1 protein-coding gene (only partly in view) is annotated in these 24315 nt (G+C 49.8%); it reads right to left on the bottom strand.

Annotated features, from left to right (window positions below; all coding sequences use genetic code 11):
* Positions 1 to 24315: the 5' portion of a golvesin C-terminal-like domain-containing protein gene (locus GmarT_RS09365; protein WP_149302566.1), read on the bottom strand. It extends 13530 nt beyond the left edge of the window; 24315 of the gene's 37845 nt are visible here — the first part of the coding sequence; its start codon is at positions 24313 to 24315; its stop codon lies off the left edge, out of view.

Genomic DNA, 24315 nt, shown 5'->3' with positions numbered 1-24315 from the left:
TTTCTTGATAAAATCAGCGGAATCTGAAAATGCATCCAACTTAACAGTAATCCGATCACCACGCTGACCGGAGAATTGATAGACATCCTGTTTTTCCTCGGCAGGAAATTCCCCGGACAGGATCGATTCAAATGTCAACTCCGGCTGGATTGATAAATCGAGGAGACGGAACTCGTAATCTCCCGGAGTACTATTCAGGTTTTCGATCACGATCTGGTAAGTTCCCGGTTCCCATAACGTGACCGGCCAGGGGTTTTCATATTCTGTAGAATATTCAATTGAAAATTCAGTATTGATCAGTTCGTTATCTTTGACAAAAGATGTCGACACAATCTCGTGGCCGCTTGGTGAAATGAGTTTGACCGACATACTGGAAGTCTCCGCTTCCAGGGAATCGAAGAACACGGTCTGACCTGCAGAAATATTAAACAGATAAGTATCCTGCTCCCCATTTGACTGCATGTTCCCCTGCACCACTTCACCCAGGGATTTCAGATCGCCGGAAGGTGTTGTGGGAGTCGTTGAGCCCAATGTTACGATTTCAAAGGAATAGTCAACATCCCCCTGATTGGCAGTAGCTCCTTTGATTAACAGAGAGTAGGTTCCCGTTGACAGCAGCGTACCCGGAGACTGGTCTGCAGCACTTGCCGAGCTCATGTAAGTATTAAAAATCGATCTGCCATACGGATCAATTAATTCCCAGTAGGCACTGCCTGAACCGGAACGTGCAGTAAGATCAAACGTAAACTCGTCACCCGCGGTCACATCAAATCGATACACGTTTGTTTCTGCTGCTGGATCCAGGCTGCCGGTAATTGTCGAGTCGACGGATACCAGTGATCCTGCGGTTTGCAGGTCCAGAATCTGAAAATTAAAGTCAATGGTCTCAGTATCTTTACTATTTATCACAAGCGTATAGTCGCCTGTTTCTGGTAATACAAATACCCCTTGATCTCCATCTCCAGAGTACTCTCCGTTCACAAACACTTTTTTCCCAGTAGGAGAAATCAGTGTCACTTCATAATATTCATATCCTGGTTCTTCAAAGTACAGATTTTCCTGATCAAAAGAGTCATAAAAGACAGTTTGTCCTGCCGTTCCCGTAAAGCGATAAAACTTGCTCGCTTTCGGCTCAGAAATACTGTCGCTGACAGCCGTATTCAACGTCAGATTTGTCGTCAGACCACTAAAGTCGCTCAGACGAACATTGTAGTTTCCTGTATCTGTCGGACTGGTCCCCCTGACTGTGAGGGTATATGTGCCAGATTCGGATAAGAGAACTGGCAATTGATCCAGATAAGTATAAGAATCGTTCAGATATTGCAGTAACACTGATTCACCTGAAGGCGATTCAATCTGGAACCGTAATGGACCTGTATTACCCTCCAGTAAATCAAGATATAACTGAAATCCCTGCGGGGCAGTAAATGTAATGACTGCTTCTTCCCCTGCCTGTATCGATCCCTGAAAATCCCCGAGCCCGGAAACCGCGACACTCTCATCCCGCTCCCGATCCAGGACCACACTATACTCATCATTAGTATAAGGAGATCCTACTATGAGTTTGTAATCACCATCTGCAGGTAAAACAAACTGATCTATTGCCGCGCGCACCGAAGTCAGAGGTACCGATACCGAGTCCACTACGGTATTCCCGGGTCCGATCAGTGTCAGGGCGACCTGGGGATCATTTGCATCATTACTGATAATGTTGGCATCACCGAGAAACTCGACCAGAGCGAATCGATTGTCCGTAATACCGGCATCGATCAAAGCATTATTCAGGTCAGGAATCATGGTTTTCAGCCACTCGAGTTCCTCTCCCATGGAAGGAGAGACGTCAACGACTACCACAATATCAGTTGAAAAACCTGTCGTTACTGGTGGTAAAGTAATCGAAATTGTTTGTGTATCAGTCGCACCCGGAGCCACTGCAATATTGATTTCAGTGGGGTCAACGTCCCCAGAGGCGGGATTGGTTGACTGGTTTGGCACCTCAAACGTCTCTTCAGGCTCACTGGTAATCACCGGATCATGATTGCCCTCCTGAGGATGGACATAGATCTCATACATCTGTTGCGAGAGACCGCCGTTCGAATCGTCTGCCAGCAGGGTCACCTGGAAGATTTTCCCTACATCATCCGCAGTCGGCGTCCAGCTGAAGCCTCCCTGGCTGTTATCGAAACTGGAAACGCGAATAGTTACATTACCGCTGGCATCCAGTAAATCCGCATCGAGGGTATAACTGAACGTTCCATCTACCAGGTTGACGGGAATCACTGTTTCAAAAACGCCATCAAAATCGTAATCCAGCTCAATGAAAGGCTGGTATAAATTCAGGCTGCTGTCAACGGTACCAGAAATCGTTCTGGTCGTGCTGGAGAATTCCAGTTCTGAGAATCCCGGGGTGGGAGTAAATGTCACTCCCGTCACATCTACGTCAGTCCACGGTAATGGTTCGGCTGAGTAAAAGGCATCAATGGCTCGCACTTTAATCGTATCCACCAGCGCCAATTCTGCACTATCGAGTTGAATACTGAATGTTGTGTCCTCTAAAGTTGCTGAGACGACAACATCTCCCTCTCCGTCCCCATCATAATCTACCTCAAATGATGCGACTGTGAACTCGTCGCTATAGTAGAGTTCTCCCGACAATATCCCAGATGCCAGATCCAACTCGAGACTGACGACAGCAGGCACATTCGTTATTGATACGCGTCTGTTCTCCAGAGAAAGCCAGGTTATCGGATCAAGCGATGTTGTCTGACTGTTGATCATCCCATCAGGGCCGCTGACCAGAACATATGACAGGGAATCGCCATCGGGATCAGTAGCGCTGGAGGTATAGAGATATTCTGTATTTACATAAGCGTCAATGACCGGAGAGGACGTGAACTGGGGTGGTCGGTTGGGAATATTTTCCGTTACCTCAAGCGTAAATGTCTGCGTATCCGACAGACCGTGAGGATCAACGGCTTTCACAGCGATGGAGTGGGTTCCCACTTCGTTTGTGGTCGTTCCCCAGCTGATCACGCCGGTCTGGGAATCAATGGTCATCCCATCTGGCCCATAAACCAATTCGTAGGTTAAAGTCCCATTTTCATGATCCGTGGCGTCAACATCATACTGATAGGTCTGACCTGCTACGACTTCCAGCTCTGGATTACTGGTAATATTCGGAGCAACATTCAAATGCCCCAGAACGACCAGATCATAATCAAACTGCGCCTCCTGTGGATTGAGGAATGTCAGGCTCAGACCGGATATGGAATCGCCAGGCGAAAACGTTCCGTCGTTTAACAGATGAGTGATATCATAATAGGGCATCCCCTCTGCCGTATATCCATCTACATTTCCCATAGACACTGCAGGTGAAGTGATATTTCGAATGCCAACCAGAACCGGTCCATAAATGTCATAAGATCCGGCATGTGTCAAAGTGATTCCCGTTAACAACTGATTGTCTGCATCGTTAAAAGAAGTGGTAGTGTAATCTACCTGCATGATGCTGGTCACATCGGTTAAATCACTATCATCCACGTTGTCAGTCTCGCCCTGATATCCAGCGGGAACGGAAGCAGACGGACTCGTGAATGGTGATTCTACAAAAGCAAGTTGTGTATCGATTGTGACTTCTGTGGTCGTATCGTCATCATTATTTACCAGTCGGGCAATCAGAGTCGCTGTCGTACCGGCCGCCAGGTGTGAGATATCAACTGTCACGGTCCCTGTGGAAGCGTTATATTCGACGCCCAACCCATTCTGGAACGACTCACCCTCAGTACTGTTAAAGAACGCATCATGATCCTGATCGATCATGGCAACCAGCGATTGACCATTCGCATCGACCAGCGCCAGCTCGAAAGCATCGTTCATATCATCCGTATCAGTTGTATCAAATTGAAGCCCGGTAAATGTAAGCTGCACTGCTGATGGATTTTCAGGTACCTCAAATTCGATACTGCGCGTGACAACAAAATCAGTCCCCTCAACCAGCGTCTGCAGAGTTGACTCAATAAAAGTCACTACGATCGAATTAGAGTTGTAAGTTCCATCCTCATCCGTGGCCGTCGCAGAAATCGTATAGCTGGAAAGACCATTTGCATAATCATGCGTAACAGTCGAAGGACTACCGGACACCGTCTCAACATTACCGTCGCCCCAGTTGATCGACCATTCCGTAATCGTATCGGTCCCCGGATCGGAAGCAGACAGGTTCAACGTGTAGGTGGCTCCCTCATCGACGGTCGCATCTCCACTGATGGTCAGTGTCGGTGCAACATTCAACACGGAAACCACAATCGAATTCGAATTGAACGTGCCATCTTCATCAGTCGCAGTCGCAGAGACGGTAAAACTGTCTGCACCATCGGCAAAAATATGTGTGGCGGTAGACGGATTCCCGACAATCGTTTCTACATTACCGTCACCCCAGTCGATGGACCATCCCGTGATCGTGTCGGCCCCTGGATCAGAAGCGGACAGGTTCAACGTATAGGTGGCTCCCTCATCGACGGTTGCGTTTCCACTGATGGTCAGTGTCGGTGTGACGTTCAATACGGATACCACAATCGAATTCGAATTAAACGTGCCATCCTCATCGGTCGCAGTCGCTGAGACGGTAAAACTGTCTGCACCATCGGCAAAAACATGAGTGGCAGACGATGGATTACCCACGATGGTTTCCACATTACCATCACCCCAGTCAATCAACCATTCCGTGATTGTCTCAATTCCAGGATCAGATTCACTGAGTGCCAGCGTATATGTAGCTCCCTCATTAATGGTCGCGTCTCCACTGATGGTCAGTGTCGGTGCAACGTTCAATACGGAAACCACAATCAAATTCGAATTAAACGTGCCATCCTCATCGGTCGCAGTCGCAGAGACGGTGTGACTGTCTGCACCATCGGCAAAAACATGTGTTGCCGTTGCAGGATTCCCGACAATCGTTTCCACATTACCGTCACCCCAGTCGATCGACCATTCCGTGATTGTCTCAGTACCCGGATCGGAAGCAGACAGGTTTAACGTGTACGTTGCGCCTTCATCTACAGTCGCGGGTCCACTGATGGTCAGCGTCGGTGCGACATTCAATACGGAAACCACAATCGAATTCGAATTAAATGTGCCATCTTCATCGGTAGCAGTGGCGGAAACGGTATAACTGTCTGCACCATCAGCAAAAACATGCGTGGCCGTTGCAGGATCCCCGACAATCGTTTCCACATTACCGTCACCCCAGTCAATCGACCATTCCGTGATCGTGTCGGCCCCTGGATCAGAAGCGGACAGGTTCAACGTATAGGTAACTCCCTCATCGACGGTTGCGTTTCCACTGATGGTCAGTGTCGGTGCAACGTCCAGAACGGAAACCACGATCGAGTTCGAATTGAACGTGCCATCTTCATCAGTCGCAGTCGCAGAAACAGTATGACTGTCTGCACCATCAGCAAAAACATGTGTGACAGACGATGGATTACCGGCTACGGTTTCTACATTGCCGTCACCCCAGTCAATCGACCATTCCGTAATCGTATCGGTCCCCGGATCGGAAGCAGACAGGTTTAACGTGTAGGTGGCGCCTTCATCCACAGTCGCGGGCCCACTGATGGTCAGTGTCGGTGCGACATTCAAAACGGATACCACAATCGAATTCGAATCAAACGTGCCATCCTCATCGGTTGCAGTCGCTGAGACGGTAAAACTGTCTGCACCATCGGCAAAAACATGTGTGGCCGTTGCAGGATTCCCGACAATCGTTTCCACATTACCGTCACCCCAGTCAATGGACCATTCCGTAATTGTCTCAGTACCCGGATCGGAAGCAGACAGGTTTAACGTGTAGGTGGCGCCTTCATTTACAGTCGCGTTTCCACTGATGGTCAGTGTCGGTGCGACATTCAATACGGAAACTACAATCGAATTCGAATTAAACGTGCCATCCTCATCGGTCGCAGTCGCAGAGACGGTAAAACTGTCTGCACCATCGGCAAAAACATGTGTTGCCGTTGCAGGATTACCGACAATCGTTTCGACATTGCCGTCACCCCAGTCGATCGACCATTCCGTAATCGTATCGGGACCGGGATCGGAAGCAGACAGGTTGAGCGTATAGGTGGTGCCTTCATCCACAGTCGCGTTTCCACTGATGGTCAGTGTCGGCGCGACGTTCAGCACGGATACGACGATCGAATTCGAATTGAACGTACCATCTTCATTCGTAGCCGTAGCGCTGATGTTAAAGCTGTCCGTGCCATCGGCAAAGACATGCGTTGCTGCTGAAGGGTTCCCTGCAATCGTTTCTACATTGCCATCACCCCAGTCGATCGACCATTCCGTAATTGTATCGGTCCCGGAATCTGATGAGGCCAGACTGAGTGTATAGATCGCGGCTTCGTCAACGGTCGCATTACCACTAATCGTCAGCACGGGATCTACGTTGAGTACAGAGATAACGATGGAATTCGAATTAAACATACCATCTTCATCAGTCGCTGTGGCAGAAATGGTATAGCTCGGTGAATCATCCAGGTAGACATGCGTCGCTGAAGAAGGATTACCAGTGATCGTTTCCACATTGCCATCACCCCAGTCGACGGACCACTGTGTGATTGTATCGATTCCAGGATCAGATTCGGAAAGCGAGAGTGTGTAAGTCGCCCCTTCATCTACGGTCGCGGACCCGCTGATAATCAGAGTCGGTGCCACATTTAATACATTTACGACAATCGAATTCGCGTCATAAGTTCCATATTCATCAGTGGCGGTAGCAGAAATCGTTCGGCTGGCTGCACCATCAGTATAGAGGTGAGTGACCGTTGTGGGATTTCCGAAGATGGTTTCCACAATTCCATCACCCCAATTGATCGACCAGTTGGAAATGGTTCCGGTGTCAGTATCGACGGCCGACAGGTCCAATGAATACAGACTTCCCTCATTGGTTGTCGCTGAACCTGAAATCGTCAGCACGGGATCTTCGTTGAGTGCAGTGATGACGATCGAGTTGGAATTATAAGTACCGTCTTCATCAGTCGCTGTTGCGGAAACAGTATGACTCGCCGCCATATTGTTGAAGACGTGAACCGCCGATGTCGGATTACCAACGATGGTTTCCACACTGCCATCACCCCAATCAATGGTCCATTCTACGATGGTGTCATCGCCCGGATCTGATTCTGACAAATTGAGCGTGTAACTGAAACCTTCGACAAAATAGTCATTTCCACTGATCGTCAATGCTGGTGCTACATTTTGCACAGTCACTAACCTGGGTGTTGCTGCGATAGCTCCATTGGCAGAAGTACCAGTGGCAGAAATCATCACAGTCTGATCACCGTCTGAGAAAACATGTGACACGGAAGCCGGGGCTCCTGAAATTGTTTCTACGTCTCCATCTCCCCAGTGGATGGTCCATTCGGTAAAAGCAGCCCCGTCAGCATCGACAACAGGTAAATCCAGAGTATAAGCAGACCCTTCATTTACCGAAGTGCTGCCGGCAATAACAGGACGTTTGCGGTATTCAAAGTCTGCATCAACCTGATAGATTCGCAGAGAGTCAGCCAGACTCAAACCATGTCCATCATCGGCAAGGACAACACGCAATTTATTCCCGGTAATTTCAACAGGTGTACCGAGAAAGTCCCAGCCTTGCAGATCATCATAGAAGTCATTGGCGCCACGGGCTCCATTGACCTGATCCAAATGGAAGTCAGTTAATGGGGTCGTATCATCATAAACTGTATAATGAGCGTCGGGAGCAACACCGCTGTTGTAAGGCGCAATATTGGGATTCCCTACCCAGTTAGCAGCAATCTGATACGTTCCGGGAGTCACATCAAACTCCCAGGTAACCGTTTTAGTGCCATCCCCGATTCCCTGACTCTGCGTACTTGAATACAGATAAGGTAGATCATGAACGGAGTCATGCAACCATCTGCCCCGTTCTATGAATTCCGGGTCATCGTAGTTCACAGTTAACGGACCGGACTCAGCTTTGAGTGTAATGTTATAAGGGCTGTTATCAGGATCCCCTGACGTTACAAAGAGTTGACCTGTAAACTCTCCCAGACTTCCCTCCGGGTTGAACTGCACAGAAAAGGTTACGGAATCCCCGCCTGCCAGCACTGTGGAACCACCAGACAAACCAATTTCAGAACCAGGCACGATCGTAAACTGAGGAGGCAGATTGATCAGGCCTGCAAGATCAACGGCTTGCGTCGAAAGATTTCTGATTACAAAATCTTTGACAACTGGAACATCGGGCAGAGTAGCACCAAAATCTACGATGCCGGCATCATCCTGCAGAACTTCTTCCGAACCATCGGCGTTGACTACCGAGATTTCCAGTTCGGTTTCAGGCAGGTATTCAATCCGAATCGCATCTGCAATCACCCCGTAACCCGGACCCCAATTGTCTCTCCAGTAACTGTTGGCATCATTGGTCAGTGTAACAGTGAGAACTCCTCCCGTAACAGTAAACAGGGAATTCAAATCTAACCAGTTCTTCCCCAGGTCAGTAAATCCAGCGGGAGCGATCTGCTGGTTAACATCAATGGAAAACGTGTCTGCTCCCCCATCCAATGTAAAAGGCGCATCATCGACTCTGGTATAACCTGTGGACCAGGTTGTCGATACTCGATAGTCACCATCAGTCAGTCCTGAAAAGGTCCAGGTCGCAGTTTCAGCGCCAGGTTGCGGCGTATTACCTGGCTGGTTAGGGATTGCAGCGCTGATATCACCTCCAAAACCGGCACTACCCTGCCAATAATTAGTATCAAAAACCACAAAACCTTCGGTTACCGAAAAGTCGGAATCACCATTGTCAATAACAACAACATTAGACACATTGCCATGTAATCGGATTTCATAATTTGTTTCATTACTGTCATTCGTATCGAAAGTCAGCAAGCCGTCCCGGTCCCCAAACGTGGCCGCATTCATCGTAACAGTGAATTCTATCGTCTCACCTGCAGCCACTGTCTGGGTAACCAGATCCGTCGAAAATTCAGGAGAAATGGTGATATTACTGATATTGAGTGGATCAGTTCCCTGATTAGCAATCTGGAAACTGCGTGTAACTTCTGTAAGCAATTCGGTAGTGCCAAAATCAACGCCAGCCTGATTTTCATCGACCACCAGTGTATACGGCGTTTCTCCTACAACTTCATCTGTGATATCTCTAACATCAATGTCGGCGCCCGAACTGATGCGTTCAATTCGGACCGCATCGACGAGATTCCGGGAATTGATTGTAGGAGGTAACATTACAGTGAGTGAGCCGCTGGAGAGGGAATAGATTCCTAAATCTTCCCAGAGCGCACCATCATCGTAAAAGGAAGAAGGAGTTTCACGCTGATTGAGCACCACAGGAGCATCCACTTGAATATAATCATCCAGGACATAATACGTAGCAGTTGTCGGAATTTCTAAACCACTGATTGGAGCATTATCAGGCCAGGTAACCGAAATTCGATATTCCCCGGCATCAAGTCCCGAGAATTCCCAATAAGCAGTTAAACCTGTCCCGACATGGACGATATCCAGATCATTCTGATATCCGTAATTAAGTAATGACGGTCCATATCCAATCTGATTTCCGACGGCACTGGCATTCAGAATTCCATTGTTCTCAAGACGAAAACCGGTAAAAGTAGTCTGATCGAACAAATCACCATTGTCCAGAATCATGACGACACGATCGTCATCCACGATCGTACCTTTGCCTTGCGCATCTGCCAGGATGACGTATGCCCCGGACGTTTGCACATTACTCAAATTGACATAAAATTCTTCATCTGTCACATCATGGTAGTCATCATTGATTGTGACAACGATGGACTTCGTTTCGCCGGCATTTCCTGCAAAATCAAGTGTGCCTGTCTCTGCGATATAATCGTTGCCTGCGACTGTCGCAGTCCCGTCTGATGTCGCAAAGTCAACCGAAACAGGACCGCCAGCAGACTGATCCAGCGTCACCAGAAACTCCATAAAGCTACCGTCTTCAGAGACGCTGGCGTCGGAAATGACAATTGTTGGTACTGCAACCACACTGATGCTGAAATTCTGCACTGTCTGCCCGCCTGCTTCATCAGTCACCGTAACTGTGATCACAGCTGTGCCTGACTGATTTGCCAGTGGTGCATATACCAGAGTTCCTGTACTCTCACCCGAGGTGTAAGATACCGTTGGATCAGCAATCAGAGATGGATTGCTGCTCACTGCTGTCACTGTCAATGTTTGTGACTCGCCGCCACCCGCGGAAATTCCCGTCAGGTTAACCATCTGTTCGCTGGCATCTCCGTTGATCGCCGTCGGATCAGTAATTGCATCGAGTGTTGGTAAATCATTAACAGCATTCACGCCTACCGTAAATATGTCCGAATACGTTACGCCATCTTCATCAGTAATGATCACCGTAATCTGAGCCGATCCGCTCGCATTACCAGTCGGAGTATAGCTCAGAGATCCAGTTGCGTCGCCTGGAGTATACGTTACGCTCGGGTCACTGATCAGACTCGGGTTATCGCTGATCGCAATCAGACTCACCACTTGTTTTCCTGCACCGGCAGTGATTCCGGTCAGTGAAACCGTCTGCTCTCCGGCATCTTCGTCAATCACTGTCGGATCGGAGATCGGATCGAGTTGCAGATCTACATTCACACCATTGACCACTACAGTAAAGGTTTTAGTCGTTTCTCCACCCTGCCCATCACTCACCGTAACTGTGATCACTGCAGAACCATAGGCGTCGGTCACCGGAGAATAGGTCAGGGTTCCGGTCGAATCTGCCGAAGTATAATTCACTACAGGATCAGGAATCACTGACGTGTTACTGCTGCTCGCTGTGACGGTCAAAGCCTGCGTCTCTCCACCACCGGCTGTAATTCCACTTAGATTGACAGTCTGCCCGGTTGCGTTGATAGCAATGACTGCCGGATCGGAAATCACATCCAGGGTCGGATCATCATTGACCCCGTTTACACTCACCGTAAAGGTCTGCACGGTCTGGCCGCCGTCTTCGTCAGTAACGGTCACAGTAACCACCGCAGTTCCACTCTGGTTCTCAAGCGGGGTATAGGTCAATGTACCTGTGCTTTGCCCCGAGGTGTAGACAACAGTCGGATCTGCGATCAGCGACGGATTACTACTGACCGCTGTTACAGTCAACGTCTGTAATTCACCGCCCCCCGCGGAGATTCCCGTCAGGTTGACAGTCTGTTCACCCGCATCTTCGTCAATCGCTGTCGGATCCGAAATTGTATCCAGTGTCGGTGTCGTATTGATCAGTTCTACTCGAACCGCATCCGCGATAACTTTCCCATTCGCCAGGTTATCCGATATTGTAACGGTAATCGGCCCACTGCCATCTACATCAAAATAACCGAAATCTTCCCAGTTAACTCCATTTTCCGCGAGATTGGCAGTCAGGGTTCTCTGGTTGATATACTGAGTGACAGGTCCCCCGGAAACACCATCTATCGTAATCTCTATATTTGTAGCCCGGTCACCATAAGTGAACCAGTTACTGGAGATCCGATAAGTCCCTGCAACTGGATTATCAAACTGCCAGGTTGCCGTATTCAGACCGGTTCCGCCACCATTCAGATAATCAGAACTTCCCAGATAGTTCGAAGCATGTGTACTTTCCAGCCAGCTGCCAGTAGTACTGTATCCGGCATCTTCGTTGTCAATAATTTTCAGATAATTCGCAGTTGCAGTCAGATCAAATGTGAAGAGTTCTTCAAAGTAATCATTACTCAAAATCGTCACAGTATCACTCAGGTCATCTGCTTCAGTACCTGCTGTGAACGCGATTTCAAACGTGGTAGATTGACCCGCAAACAGAGCGCTGACCGGTTGTGAAGTAATAACAAACCCGGAGCCGCCTGCAACGCTGATCCCGTTACTCAAATCGAGTGTATTCGTCCCGGTATTATTAATCGTAATCGTCCTGGTAACTGTTTCTCCCAGATGAACAGTTCCAAAGTCGACCGTACTCGCTCCATTCTCAAGTTCCGTATCACTATCATAGACTCCGATCTCTGGAATAACGGCAGGCACGCGTCCGATTCGAAATGCATCTGCACCAATCACACCATTAGCATCCTCGTCAGTCAGTGTGATACTTAATGTTCCACCAGACTCCACCTCAAAGTACCCAAAGTCTTGCCACTGCGTTCCTTCGTCTTTTATAAAATTAACAATCCAATGCTGGTCAACCGTTACTTCTACATCGCCCCCCACTATGCCTGAAATCGTATATTTTGCATTGGACGCACGGTTCCAGTACGTGAACCAGGTTCCTGAAACGCGGTAGGTTCCTTCATTCAGGTCTGTAAATTCCCAGGTCGCCGTATTGAGTCCTGTCCCACCACTGGACACAGAGAGTATATCATCCTCAAAATAATCAGAGTTCGTTCCATAAGTCCAGGTTCCCGTTGTACTGAAACCGGGATCGCCATCATCAATGATTTTTTCAGACGAAATAGTGGCAGTGATATCAAAAGTAAAGGGCTCTTCCGGCTGGATACTGTTGGGGATTGTTACAGTCTCCGTGAATTCTGCCCAGGGACTTCCTACCTCAAAATCAAATTCGAAATCAGCGTCAAACTGCACCACAAAAGTGGTGGATTCACCAGCCGCCAGAGAGGTCACCGCCGGTTGTGACGCGATGCTGAATCCACTGGTTCCAGTCAGCGTCACTCCATTGCTCAAGTCCAGTGTACTGGCTCCTGAATTCAAAATGGTAAAGGTTTTGGTAGTTGATTCCCCAAAGAAAACCGCATCCATATCCTTACTGACTGTATCATCAACAATAACCTGGGAACCTTCGAAGACTTCAATCGTGGCAGGCACATCGACCAGTGCTTCCAGCCGCATTGCGTCTGCTAAAACATATCCAGCATGTGCGATCACATTTCCTTGAACATTATTATCAGTCAGGGTGACTGAAAGTGTGCCCCCCTCTTCTACTTTATAATAGCCGAAATCCTGAAAATAATGACCGCCATAAAGGTTGGTCTCTCCCCAATGATAGTCTTCGTAATAACCATTAATCTCGGTATCTGATTGATCTATAACAAGAAAATCGTCGCCTCCTACCACACCAGAAATGGTATACTCCGCATGAGGAGTGTAAAGAGAACCGGTTGGCAAGTTCCCGGAAAGTCGGTAATACCCTGCAGCCAGTCCACTGAAACTCCACGTTGCTGTATTCGCTCCTGTACCGGGAGATGAAGTATGAATAATATAGTTTCGGTCACCTCCATAATCCCATGTCGCTGTGATATACCCCCAAGTGCCCGTCGTGCTGTAACCAGCATCTCCATTATCAATAATATTCACATAAATCACTGTCGCTGAAATATCAAAAGTAAACGTACCTTGATTCGGGTCGTTACTTAAAATGGTTACTGTATCTGCGAAGGTACCCTGGGTTGCCCCCGCATCAAACTGAATTTCAAACGTAGTCGATTCCCCTGGATCCAGACTGCTGACAGCTGGTTGCGAAACCAGTGTGAATCCATTCCCACCCAGAATACTGATCCCTCCACTCAGATCTAACGGATCAATTCCGGAATTGCTGATGGTAATTGTGCGTGTTGCCGATTCATTAAAATAGATTCGGCCGAAATTGAGATTCGCAGAACCGTTCGTCAATTCCCCCGTTTCATCAATCACATGGATTCCCGGGTCCTGAACTCCCGTGATTGTGATGGTCGCAGCTTGCGCTGTGGATCCGCCGTCCCCATCAATAATATTGTAACTGTAGGTAACGACTTCTGTTGCTCCCTGAACCAGGTTGTTGTAAGCGTTGGGATCAATCTCCAGCGTATTTCCATTCACAGTAATACCGGCAGCATCACCACTAACCAGCGTCAGACCACTGACGTTAAGCGTCGCATTCGCATCGGCATCACTGGCGCCCGCTAACAGATCCAGACTGAAAGAACCATCATCTTCAGTTACTGTTGAAGATAAGGCAGCACTTACTGTCGGGTTATCATTCATGCCAGTAATTGTAATCGTTGCCGTCTGAGCGACCGTTCCACCGTTACCATCCACAATGTCATAACTGTAACTGATCACTGCTGATTCACCTGTATTCAGACTGGTATAGATTATCGGATTGATATCCAGCATATTTCCATTCACCGTAACACCGGTAGCATCGCCGCTGACGAGAACCAAACCACTAATATTGAGACTATCGCTGAGGTCAATATCGCTGGCGCCTGATAACAGATCCAGACTGAAGACACCATCATCTTCGGTGACCGATGAGCTCAACTCTGCACTCACTGTGGGCGTATTATTCAGCCCGGTAATCGTAATGGTCGCGGTCTGTGCCACAGTACCACCATTGCCGTCAATCACATTGTAGCTGTAACTGATGACTTCACTTTCCTCTTCAGCCAGACTGGTGTAAGCACCAGGATCGATTTCGAGCGTATTACCATTCACTGTAATACCGGCAGCATCACCACTTACCAGAGTCAAACCACTGACATTGAGAGAATCATTCGTATCAGCATCCACGGCATCCGATAACAGATTCAGACTGTAAGCCCCCGCTTCCTCAGTAACTGTCGAGCTCAATGCTGCCCCGACTGTTGGTGTATCATTCACACCGGCAATCGAAATCGTCGCCGTCTGTACTACGGTATTTCCATTAGCATCTGTTACACTATAGCTGTAACTGACGACTTCACTTTCGCCTTCAGCCAGGCTGTTATAGACACCAGGATCGATATCCAGAGTGTTACCGTTAACAGTTATTCCTGCAGCATTACCACTCAACAGTGTCAGACTACTCACGTTAAGAGTATCATTTGCATCAGTATCTTCGGCACCCGCTAACAGATCCAGACTGTAAGTACCATCATTTTCAGTGACCGTGGAACTCAATGCCGCACTTACCGTCGGCACGTCATCCACTCCTGCAATCGTTATGGTCGCGGTTTGAGATACTGTGCCACCATTGCTGTCAGTCACAATGTAGCTGTAACTGACCACTTCGGTTTCGCCGGTATACAGGCCAGCGTAAGCATCAGGATCGACATCCAGCGTATTACCGTTTACCGTGATACCGGCAGCATCACCACTGATCAGCGTCAGACCACTCACGTTGAGCACATCATTGACATCCACATCGCTGGCACCTGCTAATAGATTCAGATTAAAAGCGATATCATTTTCGTTTACTGTTGAACCGATTGCCGCCCCCAATGTCGGAGCCGCATTCACTCCCGTGATTGTGACAGTCACCGTCGCTGTATCCGTAGCCGTTTCAGTATCGGATATCGTATAGGTAAAACTGTCCGTCGCTGCCTCACCCAGCGAAAGATACTCAAACTGACCATTCGGGTCGTAGCTGAATGTACCATCAGAATTCAGAGTCAATAGCGCACCTGAAGCAAGTGTAAACTGAGCACCCACGGTGCCACCTGCAACCGCACTCACCGTCAGTGTCTGACCTTCCGCGTCACTGTCCGCGGTCGTCGGATTAGCAGACAGCACATTATCGCTGGTCAGCGTAACCCCTTCTGATGTAGTAAATGCATCCGCCACAGCGACCGGAGCGTTATTGACCCCACTAATCGTAATCGTCGCCGTCTGAGAGACCGTACCACCATTGCCGTCGATCACGTTATAGCTGTAACTGATCACTTCGCTTTGCCCCATGTTCAACGCGGAGTAGGCATACGGGTCGATCTCCAGAGCATTCCCGTTCACGGTAATGCCGCTCGCATCACCACTCACCAGCGTCAGACCACTCACGTTGAGCACATCACTGACATCCACATCGCTGGCACCTGTCAATAGATTCAGACTGTAAGCACCATCAGCATCCGTGACACCAGAACTCACGGAGGCACTCACTGTCGGAGCCGCATTCACTCCCGTGATTGTGACAGTCACCGTCGCTGTATCCGTAGCCGTTTCAGTATCGGATATCGTATAGGTAAAACTGTCCGTCGCTGCCTCACCCAGCGAAAGATACTCAAACTGACCATTCGGGTCATAGCTGAATGTACCATCAGAATTCAGAGTCAATAACGCGCCTGAAGCAAGTGTAAACTGAGCACCCACGGTGCCACCTGCAACCGCACTCACCGTCAGTGTCTGACCTTCCGCGTCACTGTCCGCGGTCGTCGGGTTAGCAGACAGCACATTATCGCTGGTCAGCGTAACCCCTTCTGATGTGGTAAATGCATCCGCCACAGCGACCGGAGCGTTATTGACCCCACTAATCGTAATCGTCGCCGTCTGAGAGACCGTACCACCATTGCCGTCGATCACGTTATAGCTGTAACTGATCACTTCGCTTTGCCCCACGTTCAACGCGGAGTAGGCATACGGGTCGATCTCCAGAGCATTCCCGTTCACGGAAATGCCGCTCGCATCACCACTCACCAGCGTCAGACCACTCACGTTAAGCACATCACTGACATCCACATCGCTGGCACCTGCCAATAGATTCAGACTGTAAGCACCGTCAGCATCCGTCCCACCAGAACTCACGGAGGCACTCACTGTCGGTGTATCATTGACTCCAGTCACGGTAACTGTTACAGAGCCTATGTTACTGGTCGCCGCATGTGAATCAGTCGCCGTAAAGGTAAAGGTTACCTGACGTGTTTCTCCCGTAGCCAGGTTCTGAAAATCAGACTCCGGATCAAATGTAAAAGTCCCATCCCCATTCGAGATGACTGAACCTTCTGCAGGTTGAGTCACAATTGTATAACTCAATGAATTTTCATCATCATCACTATCTACATCCAAAGCCAGAACGCCAGTCATTACAGTCGAGCCATCTTCCGTTGCAGTAATTAACTCATCACTGGCGACAGGAGCGGTATTCACTGCGTTCACTGTTACTATAAACGTTTTGGATATCGTACCCCCTTCCTCATCAGTCACCGTCACTGTAATCACAGCCGTATCATCCAGGTTACTCTGAGGAGTAAAAGTTAAAGTCGCAGTCGAATCAGGAGAGATATAATTGACTATGGGGTCTGGTATCAATGACGGGTTATCGCTGGATGCCGTCACTGTGAGAGTCTGTGACTCGCTCCCACCCGCAGTAATGCCAGAAAGATTAATCACCTGCTGACCAGCATCGCTGTCAATGGCAGCTGGATCAGTGATGTCATCCAAAGTGGGATCAACATTTACTACGGGCACTGCCTCCAGGCGGATCGCATCCACAAACACAGTCCCATCCGTATCATTTCCGGACAGGGTCACAGTGATTGTCCCGTTCGCATCCACTTCGAAGTAACCCAGGTCTTCCCAGTTGCGACCTGCATCGGTCACATCGACAATCAGAGTCCGCTGGTCAAGATACGTCGTTACATCACCACCGTTAACTCCCGACATCGTAAACGCCGCGCTGCTCGTACGGTTATAATAAGTGTTCCAGGTCGAGGAGAGACGGTAAGTACCCGCTGCCAGACCGGAAAATTCCCAGATGGCATTACTCTCTCCCTCCAAGCCACCGGAACGATAGTAGCTGTCATTACCATAGCCCTCTCCTGCACTATTCCAGTTACCCGTTATCTCAAAACCCGGATCCCCATTGTCCACAATCGTAGACAGAGTCAGATCGGCTGATACCGTAAACGTGAAGGGGCTCTCATCACTGTCATTCGTACTGATACTCACAGTGTCGCTGTACGTCCCGACTTCTGCTGTTGACAGAAACTCCACGTCAAATGTCGTTGATTCACCGGCGGCCAGCACGCTCACGGCAGGCTGAGAGGAGATCGTAAAGCCGTTACCACCCGTCACGCTCACACCGCCGCTCAGATCCAGGTTACCCGTACCCAGATTCGTTATCGTAAATGTCCTCACATGCGAACGACCATATAATGCATCACCCCAGGCGATTGTGCTGTTAACCGCGATACCGGTCGTTGGTTTCGCAGGATCCGTCAATTTGATTTCCGCTGCCGTTGCCCCTGCGGGCACTGCCTCCAGGCGGATCGCATCCACAAACACAGTCCCATCCGTATCATTTCCGGACAGGGTCACAGTGATTGTCCCGTTCGCATCCACTTCGAAGTAACCCAGGTCTTCCCAGTTGCGACCTGCATCGGTCACATCGACAATCAGAGTCCGCTGGTCAAGATACGTCGTTACATCACCACCGTTAACTCCCGACATCGTAAACGCCGCGCTGCTCGTACGGTTATAATAAGTGTTCCAGGTCGAGGAGAGACGGTAAGTACCCGCTGCCAGACCGGAAAATTCCCAGATGGCATTACTCTCTCCCTCCAAGCCACCGGAACGATAGTAGCTGTCATTACCATAGCCCTCTCCTGCACTATTCCAGTTACCCGTTATCTCAAAACCCGGATCCCCATTGTCCACAATCGTAGACAGAGTCAGATCGGCTGATACCGTAAACGTGAAGGGGCTCTCATCACTGTCATTCGTACTGATACTCACAGTGTCGCTGTACGTCCCGACTTCTGCTGTTGACAGAAACTCCACGTCAAATGTCGTTGATTCACCGGCGGCCAGCACGCTCACGGCAGGCTGAGAGGAGATCGTAAAGCCGTTACCACCCGTCACGCTCACACCGCCGCTCAGATCCAGGTTACCCGTACCCAGATTCGTTATCGTAAATGTCCTCACATGCGAACGACCATATAATGCATCACCCCAGGCGATTGTGCTGTTAACCGCGATACCGGTCGTTGGTTTCGCAGGATCCGTCAATTTGATTTCCGCTGCCGTTGCCCCTGCGGGCACTGCCTCCAGGCGGATCGCATCCACAAACACAGTCCCATCCGTATCATTTCCGGACAGGGTCACAGTGATTGTCCCGTTCGCATCCACTTCGAAGTAACCCAGGTCTTCCCAGTTGCGACCTGCATCGGTCACATCGACAATCAGAGTCCGCTGGTCAAGATACGTCGTTACATCACCACCGTTAACTCCCGACATCGTAAACGCCGCGCTGCTCGTACGGTTATAATAAGTGTTCCAGGTCGAGGAGAGACGGTAAGTACCCGCTGCCAGACCGGAAAATTCCCAGATGGCATTACTCTCTCCCTCCAAGCCACCGGAACGATAGTAGCTGTCATTACCATAGCCCTCTCCTGCACTATTCCAGTTACCCGTTATCTCAAAACCCGGATCCCCATTGTCCACAATCGTAGACAGAGTCAGATCGGCTGATACCGTAAACGTGAAGGGGCTCTCATCACTGTCATTCGTACTGATACTCACAGTGTCGCTGTACGTCCCGACTTCTGCTGTTGACAGAAACTCCACGTCAAATGTCGTTGATTCACCGGCGGCCAGCACGCTCACGGCAGGCTGAGAGGAGATCGTAAAGCCGTTACCACCCGTCACGCTCACACCGCCGCTCAGATCCAGGTTACCCGTACCCAGATTCGTTATCGTAAATGTCCTCACATGCGAACGACCATATAATGCATCACCCCAGGCGATTGTGCTGTTAACCGCGATACCGGTCGTTGGTTTCGCAGGATCCGTCAATTTGATTTCCGCTGCCGTTGCCCCTGCGGGCACTGCCTCCAGGCGGATCGCATCCACAAACACAGTCCCATCCGTATCATTTCCGGACAGGGTCACAGTGATTGTCCCGTTCGCATCCACTTCGAAGTAACCCAGGTCTTCCCAGTTGCGACCTGCATCGGTCACATCGACAATCAGAGTCCGCTGGTCAAGATACGTCGTTACATCACCACCGTTAACTCCCGACATCGTAAACGCCGCGCTGCTCGTACGGTTATAATAAGTGTTCCAGGTCGAGGAGAGACGGTAAGTACCCGCTGCCAGACCGGAAAATTCCCAGATAGCATTGTTCTCTCCCTCCAAGCCACCGGAACGATAGTAGCTGTCATTACCATAGCCCTCTCCTGCACTATTCCAGTTACCCGTTATCTCAAAACCCGGATCCCCATTGTCCACGATCGTAGACAGAGTCAGATCGGCTGATACCGTAAACGTGAAGGGACTCTCATCACTGTCATTCGTACTGACACTCACAGTGTCGCTGTACGTCCCGACTTCTGCTGTTGACAGAAACTCCACGTCAAATGTCGTTGATTCACCCGCAGACAGCACGCTCACGGCAGGCTGAGAGGAGATCGTAAAGCCGTTACCACCCGTCACGCTCACACCGCCGCTCAGATCCAGGTTACCCGTACCCAGATTCGTTATCGTGAATGTCCTCACATGCGAACGACCATATAATGCATCACCCCAGGCAACCGTGCTGTTGCCACTGTTCAATTCTGTCGAAGATTGTGACACTTTGATTTCGGATGACGTCACTCCTGCAGGAATTGCTTCCAGTCGCATTGCATCCGCGAACACATAACCATTCGCTCCATCATCGGACAACGTAACCGTAATTGTTCCGTTCGCGTCTACCTCGAAATCGCCCAAATCTTGCCAGTACACGCCTGCATCATACACATCCTGAGTCAAACCTTGTTGATCAAGATATTGAACCACATCGCCGCCGGTCACCCCTGAGACGGTAAATTGCGAATTTGTAGCATGTGAAACATCGACGGTCCAGGTACCAGAGAGACGATATGTACCTGCGTGTAAATTCTGGAATGTCCAGGATGAAGTATTCGAACCTGTTCCCCCAGAAACATACTTACCATCTGCATTCAAACCACTGGTACTATCCAGCCAGGTTCCCGAAAGATTGAATTTAGCATCAGCATTATCGATGATCTCCTGCAAAACCAGACTGGCGGAAAGAGAAATTCTAAAAGCATGCTCATCGCTATCATTATTATTGATGACAATTAAAGCTTCATAATCTCCTGTCCCCTGTGTGGATGAAAACTCCACTGCAAATGTCGTCGATTCCCCGGCAGCCAGCAGACTGCTCGCCGGAGGAGACACGATCGTAAAACCATTACCCCCTGTCAGACTCACGCCGCCACTCAGATCCAGATCGGCGGTACCCAGGTTCTCGATTGTAAATGTCTTTACAACACTGCGACCATATAACACATCGCCCCAGGCGACCGTACTGCTGCCGCTGAGCACATCGTTCGTAGATTCCGTCACCTTGATTTCCGGCAGAGATACACCAGCGGGTACCGCTTCCAGACGCATCATGTTCGCCATCACATAATTATTCGCGTCAATATCAGACACTGTGACTGTGATCGTACCGTTCGCATCCACTTCGAAGTAACCCAGGTCTTCCCAGTACACGCCTGCATCATACACATCCTGAGACAGCGTCTTCTGGTTTACATAACGCACAACATCACCACCAGTCACGCCGGATATCGTATGCTGAGCATTTGAAGCACGATTACTGCTGGTACTCCAGTTAGAAGAGAGTCGGTACGTGCCAGCTCCCAGGTCAGAAAACGACCATGACACGGTATTCGCGCCCGAACCTCCTCCCGCGATGTATTTGTTTCCAGAGGTAGTACTCCACATACCAATTGTACTTGAGGACGGACCTGTTTCTTCCAGCACTGCCGACATAACTTGATCGGCAGATACCGTAAACGTAAAGGGACTCTCATCACTGTCATTCGTACTGATACTCACCGTGTCACTGTAGGCGCCAGCTGTAGAGGAAGACAGAAACTCCACTGCAAACGTCGTCGATTCACCCGCAGCCAGCAGACTGCTCGCCGGGGGAGACATGATCGTAAAACCGTTCCCGCCCGTCAGGCTCACACCACCACTCAGATCCAGATCGGCGGTCCCCAGGTTCTCGATTGTAAATGTCTTTACAACACTGCGACCATATAACACATCGCCCCAGGCGACCGTACTGCTGCCACTGAGCACATCGTTCGTGGATTCCGTCACCTTGATTTCCGGCAGAGATACACCAGCGGGTACCGCTTCCAGACGCATCATGTTCGCCATCACATAATTATTCGCGTCAATATCAGACACTGTGACTGTGATCGTACCGTTCGCATCCACTTCGAAGTAACCCAGGTCTTCCCAGTACACGCCTGCATCATACACATCCTGAGACAGCGTCTTCTGGTTTACATAACGCACAACATCACCGCCATTCACACCGGAAACCGTATGCTGAGCGTTCGTAGCGCGCGATGTATGGGTATGCCAGTTAGCAGAGAGCCGATAAGTGCCAGCTCCCAGGTCAGAAAACGACCATGACACGGTATTCGCGCCCGAACCTCCTCCCGCGATGTATTTGTTTCCAGAGGTAGTACTCCACATACCAATTGTACTTGAGGACGGACCTGTTTCTTCCAGCACTGCCGACATAACTTGATCGGCAGATACCGTAAACGTAAAGGGACTCTCATCACTGTCATTCGTACTGATACTCACCGTGTCACTGTAGGCGCCAGCTGTAGAGGAAGACAGAAACTCCACTGCAAACGTCGTCGATTCACCCGCAGCCAGCAGACTGCTCGCCGGGGGAGACACGATCGTAAAACCATTACCTCCCGTCAGGCTCACACCGCCACTCAGATCCAGATCGGCGGTCCCCAGGTTCTCGATTGTAAATGTCTTTACAACACTGCGACCATATAACACATCGCCCCAGGCGACCGTACTGCTGCCACTGAGCACATCGTTCGTGGATTCCGTCACCTTGATTTCCGGCAGAGATACACCAGCGGGTACAGCTTCCAGACGCATCATGTTCGCCATCACATAATTATTCGCGTCAATATCAGACACTGTGACTGTGATCGTACCGTTCGCATCCACTTCGAAGTAACCCAGGTCTTCCCAGTACACGCCTGCATCATACACATCCTGAGACAGCGTCTTCTGGTTTACATAACGCACCACATCACCGCCATTCACGCCGGATATCGTATGCTGAGCGTTCGTAGCGCGCGATGTATGGGTATGCCAGTTAGCAGAGAGCCGATAAGTGCCAGCTCCCAGGTCAGAAAAAGACCATGACACAGTATTCGCGCCCGAACCTCCTCCCGCGATGTATTTGTTTCCAGAGGTAGTACTCCACATACCAATTGTACTTGAGGACGGATCAGTTTCTTCCAGCACTGCCGACATAACTTGATCGGCAGATACCGTAAACGTAAAGGGACTCTCATCACTGTCATTCGTACTGATACTCACCGTGTCGCTGTACGTTCCGACTTCTGCTGTTGACAGAAACTCCACGTCAAACGTCGTCGACTCACCGGCGGCCAGCAGACTGCTCGCCGGGGGAGACACGATCGTAAAACCATTACCCCCTGTCAGACTCACGCCACCACTCAGATCCAGATCGGCGGTACCCAGGTTCTCGATCGTAAATGTCTTTACAACACTACGACCATATAACACATCGCCCCAGGCGACCGTACTGCTCCCACTGAGCACATCGTTCGTGGATTCCGTCACCCTGATTTCCGGCAGAGACACACCGGCAGGTACCGCTTCCAGACGCATGCCATCTGCAAATACATAACCATCCGCGCCATTGTCAGACAGGGTCACCGTAATCGTACCGTTCGCTTCCACTTCAAAGTAACCCAGGTCTTCCCAGTACACGCCTGCATCATACACATCCTGAGACAACGTCTTCTGATTCAGATAGGTCGTCACTTCTCCATCGGACACACCCGAGATCTGATACTCCGCGTTTGAAGCACGATTACTGTTGGTACTCCAGTTTGCGGAGAGACGATACGTACCCGCGCCCACATCACTGAAGTCCCAGGAGATCCGGTTCAGTCCGGAGCCACCCAGATGGTAACGGCTGCTGCCGGATTCTCCCCAGTTTCCGACAATACGGGTTTCCGTATCTTCCGTCTTAATGATCTTCACAAAGCTGTCATCATTCGTGATCGTCCCGATCGCTGATTCAGTGGCGCCACTTCCAGCGAACGTCACTCCCTGCCCTCCCTCATTCAAATCTGACAATGTGACCTGGAACGTTTCATCCAGTTCCACCTTGGTATCGCCGTATACGTCGATCGCGATGGCGGCACTGGTCTCACCTGCAATGATGGTGAAAGTTTGCGAACTCAATGCCTCATAGTCGCCATCCGCTGCACTGGCGGTGACGTCAGAGGTGGAAACATCAAACGTGACATTCGCTCCGACAGCAGCAGATAAATTTGCATAGAAATAGAGCGTTTGCGTTCCTGAATCATCTTCTACGAGATCGACGTCTGTGATCGAAAGCGACGTTAGCATCTCGCGCGCTTCTAAAACGTCAACTGTCGTGATTTTGTTTTGCTGGATTGCCTGCCAGCGTTTTCGAATTGAGCGGCGGGTGCGAGAATTATAGCGGGGACGATGGCGAATACGGGTTACAAGAGCACTTAACCAGTTCGTTATCAGCAC

The sequence above is a fragment of the Gimesia maris genome (assembly GCF_008298035.1).
In the GTDB taxonomy this organism is placed as follows: Bacteria; Planctomycetota; Planctomycetia; order Planctomycetales; family Planctomycetaceae; genus Gimesia; species Gimesia maris.
Note: the sequence above shows the minus strand (reverse complement) of the source record. Positions and strands in the feature narration are given on the sequence as shown.